This window comes from Paraburkholderia kururiensis JCM 10599 = LMG 19447 (genome assembly GCF_003986935.1).
GTDB lineage: Bacteria > Pseudomonadota > Gammaproteobacteria > Burkholderiales > Burkholderiaceae > Paraburkholderia > Paraburkholderia kururiensis.
The window spans coordinates 41681-55971 of sequence record NZ_RJZE01000010.1 but is presented as its reverse complement, the minus strand read 5'-3'; the positions used below and the strand labels follow the sequence as shown (position 1 = coordinate 55971).

Here is a 14291-nt window from a genome sequence, read left to right as displayed (position 1 = left end):
GGATAGAGCGTGTACGACCGGCCGGTGTCAGTTCTTGGTCGAGAGGCACGACTTCATGAACGCCTTGCGCTCGTCGCCCTTCTTGCCGGTGGCCTGCTGGTTGCACATCTTCATGCGGTCTTGCTGGCTCATCGGGCCGGACGCGGCGGCGGGGGCATCGGCCGAAAGACATTGCTTCATGAACGCCTTGCGCTCGTCACCCTTCTTGCCGCTGGCTTGCGTGTTGCAGGCCTTCATTTTTTGCTGCTGCGTATTGGCAGCGGCAGGTGCAGCAGGCGCGGCGGTTTGAGCAAACACCGGCGCAGCGAATACGCCACCCAGCACGACTGCGGCGATAGCAGATTGGATTTTCATGGACACACTCCCATCAGAGATTGGACTTTCTCGTTGTCATGTCAGGGCGGCATGGACGGCGCCAGTTTATCGGCACCGTCCCGCGCGTGGCAAAGCCGCTCTGAAAACGAAGCGGCGGCGGCTTTGGTTGACACGGGGCAGGCAGGTTATACCCTGGGCAGGCGAGGACACACGGCCTGGCGCGCACGCTTTCACGTTTGGCCTGCGGCGATATGATTCACATGCAATGCGCCGTGGCCGGCACAGATTGCGGCCGCCCGGTTTTACCTCAAGCTTCGTCACGGAGACGTCAATGCACTATCTGCTCATGTACGACGTTGCACCCGACTATCTTCAGCGCCGCGGCGAATATCGCGCCGCGCATCTGGCGCTCGCGTGGGCCGCAGCCGAGCGCGGCGAATTGCTGCTGGCGGGCGCATTGACCGACCCCGTCGACGGCGCAGTGCTGCTCTTCACGGGTGAAACGCCCGCCGTCGCCGAAGACTTCGCACGCGCCGATCCCTACGTGCGTGAAGGGCTCGTCACGCGCTGGCACGTGCGGGGCTGGCAGACCGTGGTCGGCGAGCAGGCCGCCACGCCCGTGCGCGCCCAGTGAAGCGCGTTTATCCAGGCCGTATCGCAGATTGAAGCGCTGTGCAGACTATGCGCGAAGCATCGCAGGCGTATTGCGCATTACGCAATTGGCATGGAATGACGGTATTCAGCGCAAGCTATATCGACGTGATAAGAAATTCATAAAAAAATCGATAAGCCGCGAGTGCTCCGCTGATATGTGACATTAGCTGTCACAAAGCCGGTTGAGGCCGCCGGACCTGCGTCCGGCGTGCTGCCGCTGCCATCATTTACGTTTTCAAGCCAGCCGCATCTACGCCGCGAAAAGGACAAGTTTGTTTCCATGCGTAACAACTGTCTCTGTCATATTCATGCAAACCCTGGTGATGGTATGCTTCGTGCACAAATTCTCCCATGCACGAGTGAGACCCCGTTTTGTGCGTCGCGCCGGGGAATGTTCGCACTACCTCAGTGCGACCGTTCGAAAGTGGCACAAAACGCATAAGCCTATTGTGCAACCGAGGGCACGACACGAATCACCGTTTCATGAAATTCGTGCGTGTTCAAAGCCGCAGCCCGGCCTGGCTGCGTGGAGAAACACATGTTTTTCGATGAGCTAAGCAATGAAGAATGGGCGCAGGTGGCCGCGCTCGTTTCCGACGAGCCAGTCGTGCGCCTGAACCGGCGCGGCCGGCCCCGTGCCGAGCCTCGCGTCGTGGCCAACGCTGTCCTCTGGATACTGACCACGGGCGAGCCGTGGTCGAAACTGCCGGGCCGTTATCCGTCCGGGCCAACCTGCCGGCGCCGCTTCGAAGAGTGGCAACTGAACGGCACGCTGGCCGAGGTGGTCCGCATTCTCTCGCAAGGCGGCCGCAAGTTCGCCTACGTGCCTGAACCGTCGGCGCCGGTCGTACGCCAGACTGCGCCCGCCAGCCCCCCGCCCGCGCGCGAAGAAAGCGGGCGCGCGGACGGCATGCGCGGCGTGTTCTGGAAGAGCCCCGAATCGTGGCAGACGCCGGATGCCACGCCGGGCTGGCGCGCGTTCGGCCGTTCGCTCGATTCGCTCGGCCGTCTCGATCCCATCGCGAACATCACGCGTCAGCTTACCGGTGCACCTGAAAGCGATGCGGCGGATGCGAACGCGTCGGGCGCAGCGGCGGCGGCCGGGCAGAACGTTACAAATTTGCCTTCGTCGCCCCAGTCGACTCGCCCGCTTCAGACGTCCGACGGCCAGGAGGTCGTTACACGCGACCCGATGTGGTCGAGTCTGCCTGTACAGGGCGAGCAACTGGTGGATCGCCGCGGCTATGTGATTTACGCGATGGCGCAGCCGATTCCCAATCGTCTGTATCGGGCCGCCGCCGAAATCATGCGCGATGGACGCCGTGTCGAGCGCTCGGGTCTCGTCGGTCCGCGTTTCGACGATGCCGACGCTGCGCAACGCTATGCGCTGGAGTGGGCGCAGCAGTGGATCGACCGCGATTGCCGCACGCGTGCAGCGGCGCAGCAGCTCGCGCAACAACGCGAAGGCGGCGCCGTGAGCGCGCCTGTGGCCAGCCGGCCGCCGCTTGCCAATCAGGTGCAGCGGGCGTTGCCCACCGTGCCGAACGCAGGCCCTGTAACGCGCAGTGCGGCGGACGCGCTCAACGTGAACGCGCGATGGGTGGCGCTGCGTCGCTACCCGACCGACGTTGTATCAAGAAGCGAAGATGCTGGGCTGGATGGGATCGGCAACAGCGAAGCGCAAGGCACGAGTCTTTCGACGAGTCTTTCGCAGCCCGCGCAGCAACGCACGGCCGAACGCATGCCGGAACGCGCACCCGATCACGGGCCCGAACGCGCACCGAGAGTCTCGCAGTTCCTGACGCATGCGAACTGAGGCATGCGAACTGAGACATGCGAACTGAAGCATCGCAGGCCACTGCACGCGACCCGCGTCTGAACTAATGCAGTGATCTAACGCAGTGATCCGAGGCAAGGGCACAACCTCATCGCAATCGCGACCGGCCCATGGGCGGCAGGCGAGCGAAAGTCGCTTCGCCGCCGCAGGAGCCGGCTAAACAGGCTCACCCCGCCGGTCCACCTCCACGCGTCACTGTCGCCCGTAGGTATCGTCGAAGCGCACGATGTCGTCTTCGCCCAGATAGGAACCCGACTGCACCTCGATGATTTCGAGCGGCATCTTGCCCGGGTTCTCAAGCCGGTGCGTGACACCCAGCGGGATATAGGCCGATTCGTTTTCGGAGACGATGAAGCGCTCCTCGCCGCGCGTGACGAGTGCCGTGCCGCGCACGACGATCCAGTGCTCCGCGCGATGGTGATGCATCTGCAGCGAAAGGCGGGCGCCCGGTTTCACGACAATGCGTTTCACCTGGAAGCGCTCGCCCATATCCACGGAATCGTAGTGGCCCCAGGGGCGGTGGACCTTGCGATGGTTCGCCGCCTCGGTGCCGCGGCTGCTGCGAATGCGGCCCACCACTTTCTTCACGTCCTGCACGTGCGCCTTGTCGGCCACGAGAATGGCATCGGGCGTTTCCACCACGACGAGATCGTGCGTGCCGACGCAGGCAATCAGGCGTCCTTCCGAATGAGCGAAGGTGGTTTGCGCGCCTTCGAACAGCACGCGACCGCGGCCCACGTTATGGGCCTCGTCCTTCGGCGAAATCTCCCAGATCGCGTCCCACGATCCCACGTCGGACCAGCCCGCCGCGAGCGGCACCACGACGCCCGTGACCACGGAAGTGTCGCTGCCCAGTTGTTCCATCACGGCATAGTCGATCGAATTGGACGGCGACGAGGCGAACGCTTCGCGGTCCACGCGAAAGAAGTCGCCGTCGTCGCGGCCGCGTTCGCAGGCCGTGACGCACGCTTCGTGAATGGCCGGCTCGAAGTGGCGAATCGCCTTGAGCCACGTGGACGCACGCATGATGAAGATGCCGCTGTTCCACCAATACGCATTGGAGGCCACGTACTGCTGCGCGAGTTCGAGATGCGGCTTTTCGACGAAGCGTTCGAGACGCCGCGCTTCATCGCTTGCCTCGTTGCTCGCTTCATCGCTTGACCCGGCGCTTGACTCGTCGTTCGACCCGTCGCCCTGCGCGAACGGCTCGCCCACGCGGATATAGCCGTAGCCGGTCTCCGCACGCGTCGGCACGATGCCCATCGTCACCACGCGACCCGCCGCGGCATGCTGCACGCCGGCCGCCACCGCGGCCTGGAATGCGGCGAGGTCGGTTACGGCGTGGTCTGCGGGCATGATGACCATGATGCCGTCTTCATCGGCGGCCGTAATCGAGAGTGCTGCAACGGTGAGTGCCGGCGCCGTGTCGCGCCCCGCGGGTTCGAGAATCAGGCGGGCCACCTTGCCGCTCACGCGCAATTGCTCCGCTGTCGTGAAGCGGTGCTCCTCGTTACCCACCACGACGATCCGCTCGGCGAGCGGATAGCCCGCGTCGAGCGCATCGAGCCGGCATGCCGTGGATTGCAGCAGAGAATCATCGCCAAGCAGTCCGATCAATTGCTTCGGATACTGCTCGCGCGACATGGGCCACAGGCGCGTGCCGGAGCCGCCCGCGAGTATCACCGGATGGACCTTCAGCTTCACGCCGGCCGGAGCGGCCATACGAGCGCCGGCGCCAGCCGCCGCCGCAATTACCGGATGAGACATATCGTTCTCCTCACACAGGATCGAAGATCAGTGCGAGCAGTTGTAGCACGACGTAAATAGTCAATAAAACGCATTACGAAACTTCTGCAAAAGCGCTTTATTGAAACGAATTCGATATTCGATAAATCGCATAACGATTTGTGGCGTTTTTATTTCGCTGGCGGATGAAATTAAAAAAATAAAAGGAAAGAAAAGCCGCCACGGCTCGACCCGGGAAAGGTGCACATTGGACGAACTGCGGAGCGGGGCGGCGCGAAATGTCTGACAAGATGCGCCCGTGTCCCGCTGGAGGGCCTCTGCGGCGCCCCGTTGGCCCCGTAAACGCCGCAAAAAAAGCAGCAATTACCGAACAAAAATAGACAAAATTCGGTAATGTCTACCGATACATTTCGAGATATTTTGCGTGCTTGCGGGCCGAATTTTAATACCGCTTTATTGATACCTGTACGAGGGTATTCACTCATATTCCCGGACGGAACACGAACTTGATCGACAATCCGAGGTGCGGTTCATGCTGAGCGTTCTATCCAGAGTCATCGATATTGCGATGGTTGCCGCGGGCGCGCTGATTGCCGCTGCCTTGCATGGCGGGTCGCTCGTCTGGCTCACGGACATGCAGAACGTCGCGCTGGCGTTCAACTGCCTGCTGATGATCTGGATATTCCCGGCCTTCGGCATCTATCAGTCGTGGCGCGGCAAGCCGCTCTACGACCTGCTGGGCCGCGTGGCGCTCGCGTGGCTCGCGGTGGAAGGCATGGGCATTCTCATGAGCTTCAGCCTGCACCGCGCGGACATGCTGTCGCGGCTGTGGCTCGGCTACTGGGCAATTGCAACCGTCGCGCTCCTGATCGTGACGAAGACTGTAGTGCATACGGTGCTCAAGGGGCTGCGCCGCGAGGGCTACAACCAGAAGGCCGTGGCGATCGTGGGCAGCCCACGCTACGCGCGCTTTCTGATCGAGCAGATGCGCGGGCGCCCCGAGGCCGGCTTCAAGCCTGTCGCCGTGTTCGACGACGGCAGTCTCAGCGCGACAGGCGAGGCGGCGACGCCTGACACGGGCGCGATCGAAGGCGTGCCCGTCGAGCACGGGTTCGCCGCGATGATCCAGTTGATCCGCCATCGCGGTATCCGCGAACTGTGGCTCGCGCTGCCCATTTCGCAGGAGCGCACGATCCATCGCTTCGTGAAGGAATTGCGCCACGACTTCGTCAACATCCGGTTCATTCCGGACGTGCAGAGTCTCTCGCTCTTCAGCCAGCCCGTGGTCGATCTGCTGGGCGTGCCCGCGATCAACCTGGCGGCGTCGCCCATCACGGATCTGCGCGTGCTGCCGAAGCTCGTGTTCGACCGGCTCTTCGCGCTCGCGGCGCTCACGGCGCTCTCGCCGCTGATGCTCGTGATCGCCGTGCTCGTGAAGCTCTCGTCGCCGGGCCCGGTGTTCTTTCGCCAGAAGCGCAAGGGCATCGACGGCAACGAGTTCGAGATCTACAAGTTCCGCTCGATGAAGGTGCATCGCGAGGAAGCGGGCAAGGTGACCCAGGCGCGTCGCGGCGATCCGCGCATCACGGCGGTTGGCGCCTTCCTGCGCCGCACGAGTCTCGACGAGTTGCCGCAGTTCATCAACGTACTGAAGGGCGAGATGTCGGTGGTAGGTCCGCGCCCGCATGCGCTGGAACACGACGACATCTACAAGGACCTCGTGAAGGGTTACATGCACCGCTACCGCATCAAGCCCGGCATTACGGGCTGGGCGCAGATCAACGGCTATCGCGGCGAGACGGACCGCATCGAAAAGATGATGGGGCGCGTGAAGCTCGACCTCTACTACATGCAGCACTGGACCTTCTGGCTCGACCTCAAGATTGTCGCGCTGACCATGTGGAAGGGCTTCGCGGGCCGCAACGCGTATTAGTGGAATAGCGCAACAGGGCGGCGCGGCGCTGCGGCGCGCGAGGCGCACGAGGCGCACGCCACACGATTCGACACGGCGCGGCCCGTTCCGCTCCGTTTTCTGAAACCGGATGTTTTGTCCTCGAGGTGTGATTCATGAACCTGACGATCATTGGAAGCGGCTACGTTGGCCTCGTTACCGGCGCGTGTCTTGCCGACATCGGCAACGACGTGTTCTGCCTCGACGTGGATGCACGCAAGATCGATGTGCTCAACAGCGGCGGCGTGCCGATCCATGAACCGGGTCTGCAGGAACTCATCGCGCGCAACCGCAAGGCGCGCCGTCTCACGTTTTCAACCGACGTGGAAGCCGCGGTCGCCCACGGCGACGTGCTCTTCATCGCCGTGGGCACGCCGCCCGACGAAGACGGCTCGGCGGACCTGCAATACGTGCTCGCCGCGGCGCGCAATATCGGCCGCTACATGAACGGCTTCAAGGTGGTCGTCGACAAATCGACGGTCCCGGTGGGCACCGCGGCGCGCGTGCGCGAGGCCATTGCGGGCGAACTGCGCGCGCGCGGCGTGCAGCACATGTTCTCCGTGGTCTCGAACCCCGAGTTCCTGAAGGAAGGCGCGGCGGTGGAAGACTTCACGCGGCCCGACCGCATCGTACTGGGCTGCGACGACGACGTGCCCGGCGAAAAGGCCCGCGAACTCATGAAACGCCTGTACGCGCCGTTCAATCGCAACCGCGAGCGCACGCTATACATGGACGTGCGCTCCGCGGAGTTCACGAAGTACGCCGCGAACGCGATGCTTGCCACGCGCATCTCGTTCATGAACGAGCTTGCCAATCTGGCCGACCGTGTGGGCGCCGACATCGAAGCCGTGCGTCGCGGCATCGGCTCCGACCCGCGCATTGGCTACGACTTCCTGTATGCGGGGTGCGGCTATGGCGGCTCGTGCTTTCCGAAAGACGTCCAGGCGCTCGTGCGCACCGCCGACGAGCAAGGCCAGAGCCTTCGCATCCTGCAGGCGGTCGAGGCGGTCAATGAAACGCAGAAGAAGATTCTTGCGCACAAGATCGTCGCGCGTCTGGGCGAAGACCTGACAGGGCGCACGTTCGGTGTGTGGGGTCTCGCGTTCAAGCCGAATACCGACGACATGCGCGAAGCGCCCAGCCGCGCGCTGATCGCGGCGCTGCTCGCGCGCGGCGCCACGGTGAAGGCCTACGACCCGGTCGCGACCGATGAAGCGCGCCGCGTGTTCGCGCTCGACCTCGAAGGCGCGCCGCAGCAGCAGGCCCGTCTCGTGTTCGTCGACGACGAGATGGAAGCGGCCGAAGGCGCGGACGCGCTCGTGATCCTCACCGAATGGAAGGTCTTCAAGATGCCGGACTTCGAAGCGCTGAAGGCGCAGCTGACGATACCGCTCGTCTTCGATGGCCGCAATCTCTACGAGCCCGAAGCGATGGCCGAACTCGGCATCGAGTATCACGCCATTGGGCGGCAAGGCGCGATTGCAGGCGCACGCGCCAACGTGCAGCCGCGCGCGGCAGGCAACGTGCCGGCGGGCGAAGCCGCCAGGGCATGAGACCGCAATGAGACCGCTGTGAGATCGCAATGAGATCGCAACAGGCGACGGAGAACCCGCGATGTTCAACAACGTCCTGATCGTTTGCCATGCAAACGTGTGCCGCTCGCCGGCCGCGGAGCGGCTCTTCCGCGCGCAGGCGGGGCACGCCGCAAGGGCGGCCCGCTCGCCGCGCACGCCGGCCTTTCACTCGGCCGGCATTCGCGCCATGGAAGGCGGCGGCATGGACCCCGTGATGGAGCGCCTGCTCGCGGAGCGCGGCATCGCGGCCGGCGCCCATCACGCGCGTCGGCTCACGCGCCGGCTCGTTCGCGACGCGGACCTCGTGCTCGTGACCGAGCGCCGTCAGGTGAAAGACGTGGAAGCGCTCGAGCCCACCTCGCGCGGCAAGGTCTACGCGCTCGGGCAGTGGGAAGACTCGGACGTGATCGACCCGCATGGCCGCGACGAAGCGGCATACCGCGACAGCTTCGCGCTGATCGAACATCTGGTGAAGGGATGGCTGGACAAAATATGCTGAAGAGAAACATCGGAATCGTCTTGACGCTGACCGCGTTCCTGTCGGCCTGCGCAACCGCGCCCGGTAACTACCTCGATACGTCGAGTCTGAAAGACTCCAACGAGCAGAAGCAGCAGGAAACGTATCCGGTGCACCTGATCGACTCGCAGCTCGTGGCCACGCAGATGCAGGCCGCTGCGGTGCCCGTGGATCTGCCGGCATCGCGCTACGCGAGCCCCGCGGACTACGTGTACCACCTCGCGCCGCAAGACATTCTCGGCGTGACGGTCTACGACCATCCCGAACTTTCCACGCCCCAGGGCAGCACGTTTTCCACGGGCGGCAATACCACGCAGACCGTCGCGCAGGCGCTCACGCAGCCCTACACGAACGCGCTCTCGGGCCAGGCCGACCCGTATGGCCAGACCGTTGCCGCCGACGGCACCATCTATTTCCCGTTCGTGGGCCGTATCCGCGCCGCGGGCAAGACCGTCAACGAACTGCGCGACGAACTCTCGAAGGGGCTCGTGCGCTACATCCGCAATCCGCAGGTGGACGTGCGCGTGCTCGCGTACCGCAGCCAGAAAGTGCAGGTGACGGGCGAAGTGAAGCAGCCCGGACCGCTTGCCATCAGCGACGTGCCGCTCACGCTCGTGGATGCCATCACGCGCTCGGGCGGCACGACGGCGGACGCCGACATCCAGCGCGTGCGCCTCACGCGCAACAACAAGCTCTATGTGCTGGACGCGAACCGTCTGCTCGATCGCGGCGACGTCACGCAGAACGTGATGCTGCAAAGCGGCGACATCGTCAACATTCCGGACCGCTCCGACAGCCGCGTGTTCGTGCTGGGCGAAGTGAAGACGCCCACGCAGATGCCCATGCTGAAGGGCCGGCTCACCATTGCGGACGCGCTCACGCAGGCCGGCGGCATTCTGGACACCGACGCGAACCCGCGCCAGATCTACGTGATGCGCGGCATGATGGACAACCCCACGAAGCCGGACGTGTACCGACTCGACATGACGCAGCCGAACTCGATCATGCTCTCCACGAAGTTCCAGTTGCAGCCGCTCGACGTGGTCTACGTCGGCACGGCCGCCTCGACGACGTTCAACCGCGTCCTTCAGCAGGTGCTGCCGACCATCCAGACCATCTTCTACACGAAGCAGATCACGCGCTGATGCACGACATGACGCGCACGAACTGCCTCTTATCCATCGGGACCGAACTGTGAGCACGCAAGCAAACACTCCACTGGGCATCACGGCCCGAACCGAAGAAGAGGACGTGGTCCTCGGCGATCTGCTGCAGGTATTGCTCGACGACATCTGGTGGTTGATCGCCATTGCCGCCATGGTCGTCGGCATCGCGGTGTTCTACTGCTACGTCGCGAAGCCCGTCTACACGGCCGATGCGCGCGTGCGCGTGGAGGCGGCGGACTACACCTCGCAGCCGCTCACGCAAACGCAGACGGGCGCCGCGGTGTCCACGGGTTCGTCCGCGCTGCCCACCGACGCCGAGATCGAAATGATCAAGAGCCGCAGCGTGGTGGAGCCCGTGGTGGATCAGTTCAAGCTCAACTTCTTCGTGGCGCCGAAGACGTTCCCCGTGCTCGGCAGCCTTGCCGCGCGGCTCGCCACGCCGGGCGAGCCCGCGAAGCCGTGGCTCGGCCTCGATTCGTACGCGTGGGGCGGGGAAGTGGCGAACGTCGATTCGATCGACGTGGACCCGTCGCTGGAAGGCAGGAAGCTCACGCTCGTCGCTCAAGGCGCGGACCGCTACACGCTGGAAGACAGCGAAGGCCGTCTGCTGTTGCGCGGCGAAGCCGGGCAAGAGGCGCAGGGCAACGGCGTGACGATGCTCGTGAGCCGGCTTGTGGCGCGGCCGGGCACGCGCTTTACGGTAGTGCGCCTCAACAACCTCGATGCCATCTCGGCGTTCCAGTCGGCCATCAACGTGCAGGAGCAGGGCAAGCAGACGGGCGTGATCCAGATCTCGCTCGAAGACACCGACGCGGGCCGTGCCGCGCAGATCGCCAACGCGCTCGCGCAGTCGTACGTGCGCGAGCACGTGGCCACCAAGCAGGCCGACGCGAACAAGATGCTCGACTTCCTCAAGGCCGAAGAGCCGCGCCTGAAGGGCGACCTCGTGCGTGCGGAGGCGGCGCTCACGGCTTACCAGAGCAAGTCCGGCTCCATCAACGCGAGCGACGAAGCGAAGATTTACCTGGACGGCAGCGTTCAATACGAGCAGCAGATCTCGGCCATGAAGCTGCAGATCGCCTCGCTCGACCAGCGCTTCGGCGAAGACCACCCGGTGCTCATCGCGGCGCGCCAGCAACTCGCGCAGCTCGAAACCGAACGCGCGAAGTACGACACGCGTTTTCGCGATCTGCCCGCCACGGAAGTGAAGGCCGTGCAGCTGCAACGCGATGCGAAGGTGGCCGAAGACATCTACGTGCTGCTGCTCAACCGCATCCAGGAACTCTCCGTGCAGCGCGTGGGCACGGGCGGCAACGTGCATATCGTGGACGCCGCCATGCGGCCTGGCATGCCGTCGAAGCCGAAGAAGGCGCTCATCGTATCGGCCGCCGCGATACTCGGCCTCATCGTGGGCACGGGCTTCGTGTTCGTTCGCCGCAACATGTTCAAGGGCATCGCGGACCCGGAGCACATCGAACGCACCTTCCACCTGCCCGTGTACGGCATGATCCCGCTTTCCACGGAACAGACCGCGCTCGAAAGCGCCGTGGTGCGCGGCGGCAATCGCCTGCGCTCGGTGCTTGCCAGCGTGCGACCCAAAGACGTCACCGTGGAAAGCCTGCGCAGTCTGCGCACCGCGCTGCAGTTCACGATGATGGACGCGAGCAACCACGCCATCATGCTCACGGGCTCCATGCCCGGTGTGGGCAAGAGCTTTCTCACCGTGAACCTCGCCGTGCTGCTCGCGCACTCGGGCAAGCGCGTGCTCATGATCGACGGCGACATGCGGCGCGGCGCACTGGAACGCTACCTGGGCGGCCCGCAGGACAACGGCTTCTCGGAACTGCTCTCGGGGCAAATCGCGCTCGAAGAAGCGATCCGCACCACCGAGGTCGACAACCTCCAGTTCATTTCCTGCGGACGCCGGCCCCCGAACCCGTCCGAGCTGCTGATGTCGCCGCGGCTCGCCCAATACCTCGACGCGCTCGCCAAGCGCTACGACGTGATCCTGATCGACACGCCGCCCGTGCTGGCCGTGACCGACGCCGCCGTGATCGGCGCGCACGTGGGCACTACCTTCGTCGTGGTGCGCTCGGGCATGCATAGCGAAGGCGAGATCGGCGACATGCTCAAGCGGCTGCGCGCAGGCGGCGTACACGTGCAGGGCGCCATCTTCAACGCCATGCCGCAGCGGGCGCGCGGCGCCTACGGGCGCGGCTATGCAGCCGTGCAGGAATATCTGAGTGCGTGACGTCTCAGCCCAGGTACCTGTTCAGTCATACGTCAAACGATACCCAGGAGCCAGAATGAAAGTCTCGGTACTCGTTCCCACCTTCCGTCGCCCCGCGGATCTCTCGCGATGCCTCGCCGCGCTCCAGCGGCAGCAGCGGCAACCGGACGAAGTGATCGTCGTGGCGCGCCCCGACGACGACGCCACGCACGAATGCCTCGCCAAACACGTTGCGAGCCGCGTGCTGCCGCTCGTCGTGGTGCCCGTGGAGCAGCCGGGCCAGGTGGCCGCACTGAACCGCGGCCTCGATGCCGCCACGTGCGACGTCGTGGCCATCACTGACGACGACGCCGCACCGCGCGCCGACTGGGTCGCGCGCATTGCGATGAGCTTCGAAAGCGACCCGCGTCTCGGTGCGCTGGGCGGTCGCGACTGGGTGCACGAGAAGGGCCGCGTGCTCGACGGTGCGCGCCCGCTCGTCGGCAAGCTGCGGCTCTCGGGCAAGATCGTGGGCAACCATCACCTCGGCGTGGGTAGCGCGCGCGAAGTGGACGTGCTCAAGGGCGCCAACATGAGCTACCGGCGCGAGGCGATTCGCCACATCCGCTTCGACAACCGGCTGCGCGGCGCGGGCGCCCAGGTCCACAACGACATGGCCTTCAGCATGAGCGTGAAGAACGCGGGCTGGAAGCTCGTCTACGACCCACAGGTGGCCGTGGACCATTTCCCTGCCGAACGCTTCGACGACGACCGTCGCGACGCGCAAACCCTGCAGGCCGTGCGCAACGCCGCCTACAACCTGCACCTGATCCTGCGCGCCCAGTTGCCGCCGCTGCGCCGCGAGACAGCCTGGTGGTGGTACGCGCTGGTGGGCACGCGCGTCTATCCCGGCTTCGTACATGCGGCGCTTGCGCTCGCCTCGAAGCGCGGACGCACCACGATCGCCCGCTGGCGCGCGGTGCGAACCGGCGCGCACGAAGCGCGGCGCGCCGCGCTGTGACCTGCGCTGCCGACTGCCCCCGAGGTCCTGCCCTGGCCCGTGAACCCCTTCCGGAGAACCGCATGAGCGTGACCCACGTCCACGTGCATCTTTTTTACGGCGCCGATCCGCGCTACTACCGCAAGGGCGAGAACATCGGCTGCCTGTATGGATATCACCACGCCGAGTCGCCCGAATTCGCGCTGTCCTATTCGGAGGACGCACGCGAAGGCGCGCCGGTGCGGCTTGCGCGTCGCGCGCTCAAGGCCGTGCTCGGTTTCGACTTCATTCACACGTGGCGCAATCGCTCAGCCATCCTGAATTCGGACGTGATCTGGACGCATACGGAGCACGAGCATCTTTCCGTGGCGTTGCTGCTGCTCCTGCTGGGCCGGCGCGCCGCACCGCCGATGCTGCTCGCCCAGAGCGTGTGGCTCTTCGACAAGTGGCCGCAATACGGCGCGTTGCGCCGTGCGTTCTATCGCAAGCTGATTGCACGCGCCGACATGCTCACGACGCTTGCCAGCGAAAATGCCGCGCTGTGTCGCGACTATCTGAAGCGCGAGGCGCGCCACGTCTACTACGGACTCAACACCACGGACTTCCCCGTGCGCGAGCCCGAGGCCTGGGCACCGCACGCGCCGCTGCGCATCGCGGCCATCGGCAACGACCGCGATCGCGACTGGGAAACGCTCATCAAGGCGTTCGGCCACGACGCGCGCTACACCGTGAAGCTGGCTACGCGCCGGCGCATTCCCGCTTCGCTGCACGCACCGAACGTGGAAATCGCGTCGGCTTCGGGACTCAAGAAGCAGCACGCGCTCTACGACTGGGCCGACGTGATCGTGGTGCCGCTGCGCCCCAACTCGCACGCCTCGGGCATTACGGTGATGCTGGAAGCCGCGGCGGTGGGCAAGCCGATGATCGTGACGAACGTGGGCGCGCTCGCGGACTATTTCGACGGCAAGGCCGTGTCCTACGTGCCGCCGTTCGACGCGCAAGCGTTGCGCGAGGCCGCAAACCGGCTCGTGGCGCAGCCCGCGGTGGCCCTTGCCCAGGCTCGCGCGGCGGCCGCGCAACTCGTCTCGCGCGACCTCACGACGCAGCACTTCGCGCAGCAGCATGTCGAGATCACGCGCGAGATGCTGCGCCTTGCGCGCCCGCAATCTCAACCTCAGCCCGTGTCACCTCGTGCCCGCGCAACGGCCGCCGATGAAGCGAAGGCGAACGAAACCGCCGTCATGCGGCGCGCGCCGAGCGAAGCAAGGGGAGGGCGATAGCCGATGACGATGTCCGTCACAGGCCCCGTTCATCCGAACGGC

The 14291-nt window shown here is 65.0% G+C and carries 11 protein-coding genes; 9 read left to right on the top strand and 2 right to left on the bottom strand.

What is annotated here, in order from left to right; genetic code table 11:
* Positions 1-27: 27 nt before the first annotated feature.
* Positions 28-354, bottom strand: a complete 327-nt coding sequence (locus PKKP23_RS13660; RefSeq protein WP_126877295.1) for a PsiF family protein — start codon at positions 352-354, stop codon at positions 28-30.
* Between the two features lie 292 nt (positions 355-646).
* Between PKKP23_RS13660 and PKKP23_RS13655 the strand changes: the two genes are divergently transcribed.
* The gene (locus tag PKKP23_RS13655; RefSeq protein ID WP_126877294.1) at positions 647-949 is read left to right on the top strand and encodes a YciI-like protein; all 303 of its coding nucleotides are present in this window, start codon (positions 647-649) and stop codon (positions 947-949) included.
* A gap of 558 nt (positions 950-1507) precedes the next feature.
* The gene (locus tag PKKP23_RS13650; protein WP_126877293.1) at positions 1508-2785 is read left to right on the top strand and encodes a transposase; all 1278 of its coding nucleotides are present in this window, start codon (positions 1508-1510) and stop codon (positions 2783-2785) included.
* Between the two features lie 213 nt (positions 2786-2998).
* Here PKKP23_RS13650 and PKKP23_RS13645 read toward each other — a convergent pair whose 3' ends face one another.
* Complete coding sequence (locus PKKP23_RS13645) at positions 2999-4528, bottom strand: mannose-1-phosphate guanylyltransferase/mannose-6-phosphate isomerase (protein WP_126877406.1); 1530 nt, start codon at positions 4526-4528, stop codon at positions 2999-3001.
* Between the two features lie 556 nt (positions 4529-5084).
* Between PKKP23_RS13645 and PKKP23_RS13640 the strand changes: the two genes are divergently transcribed.
* From PKKP23_RS13640 to PKKP23_RS13610, 7 genes are all read left to right on the top strand, one after another.
* Positions 5085-6485 (top strand): undecaprenyl-phosphate glucose phosphotransferase, encoded by a 1401-nt coding sequence (locus PKKP23_RS13640; RefSeq protein WP_126877292.1) that lies wholly within the window; start codon positions 5085-5087, stop codon positions 6483-6485.
* Between the two features lie 134 nt (positions 6486-6619).
* The gene (locus PKKP23_RS13635; protein ID WP_126877291.1) at positions 6620-8056 is read left to right on the top strand and encodes a UDP-glucose dehydrogenase family protein; all 1437 of its coding nucleotides are present in this window, start codon (positions 6620-6622) and stop codon (positions 8054-8056) included.
* 61 nt (positions 8057-8117) lie between these two features.
* A complete protein-coding gene (locus tag PKKP23_RS13630) occupies positions 8118-8576 on the top strand; it encodes an arsenate reductase/protein-tyrosine-phosphatase family protein (protein ID WP_017773915.1) in 459 nt (152 codons plus the stop codon).
* Positions 8555-9739 (top strand): polysaccharide biosynthesis/export family protein, encoded by a 1185-nt coding sequence (locus tag PKKP23_RS13625; protein ID WP_126877290.1) that lies wholly within the window; start codon positions 8555-8557, stop codon positions 9737-9739. The genes PKKP23_RS13630 and PKKP23_RS13625 overlap by 22 nt, the downstream gene beginning before the upstream one ends.
* 49 nt (positions 9740-9788) lie before the next feature.
* Positions 9789-12011 carry a polysaccharide biosynthesis tyrosine autokinase gene (locus PKKP23_RS13620; protein ID WP_240658998.1) on the top strand — a complete coding sequence of 741 codons (2223 nt, stop codon included), beginning with the start codon at positions 9789-9791 and terminating at the stop codon, positions 12009-12011.
* Positions 12012-12066: 55 nt separating this feature from the next.
* A complete protein-coding gene (locus tag PKKP23_RS13615; RefSeq protein WP_017773918.1) occupies positions 12067-12990 on the top strand; it encodes a glycosyltransferase family 2 protein in 924 nt (307 codons plus the stop codon).
* Positions 12991-13052: 62 nt separating this feature from the next.
* A complete protein-coding gene (locus PKKP23_RS13610) occupies positions 13053-14249 on the top strand; it encodes a glycosyltransferase (protein ID WP_126877289.1) in 1197 nt (398 codons plus the stop codon).
* Positions 14250-14291: the final 42 nt, after the last annotated feature.

Excerpts from the sequence above, each read along its gene's own strand:
- PKKP23_RS13660 (WP_126877295.1), bottom strand. The coding sequence starts at position 354 with ATGAAAATCCAATCTGCTATCGCCGCAGTCGTGCTGGGTGGCGTATTC.
- PKKP23_RS13655 (WP_126877294.1), top strand. The coding sequence starts at position 647 with ATGCACTATCTGCTCATGTACGACGTTGCACCCGACTATCTTCAGCGC.
- PKKP23_RS13650 (WP_126877293.1), top strand. The coding sequence starts at position 1,508 with ATGTTTTTCGATGAGCTAAGCAATGAAGAATGGGCGCAGGTGGCCGCG.
- PKKP23_RS13645 (WP_126877406.1), bottom strand. The coding sequence starts at position 4,528 with ATGGCCGCTCCGGCCGGCGTGAAGCTGAAGGTCCATCCGGTGATACTC.
- PKKP23_RS13640 (WP_126877292.1), top strand. The coding sequence starts at position 5,085 with ATGCTGAGCGTTCTATCCAGAGTCATCGATATTGCGATGGTTGCCGCG.
- PKKP23_RS13635 (WP_126877291.1), top strand. The coding sequence starts at position 6,620 with ATGAACCTGACGATCATTGGAAGCGGCTACGTTGGCCTCGTTACCGGC.
- PKKP23_RS13630 (WP_017773915.1), top strand. The coding sequence starts at position 8,118 with ATGTTCAACAACGTCCTGATCGTTTGCCATGCAAACGTGTGCCGCTCG.
- PKKP23_RS13625 (WP_126877290.1), top strand. The coding sequence starts at position 8,555 with ATGGCTGGACAAAATATGCTGAAGAGAAACATCGGAATCGTCTTGACG.
- PKKP23_RS13615 (WP_017773918.1), top strand. The coding sequence starts at position 12,067 with ATGAAAGTCTCGGTACTCGTTCCCACCTTCCGTCGCCCCGCGGATCTC.
- PKKP23_RS13610 (WP_126877289.1), top strand. The coding sequence starts at position 13,053 with ATGAGCGTGACCCACGTCCACGTGCATCTTTTTTACGGCGCCGATCCG.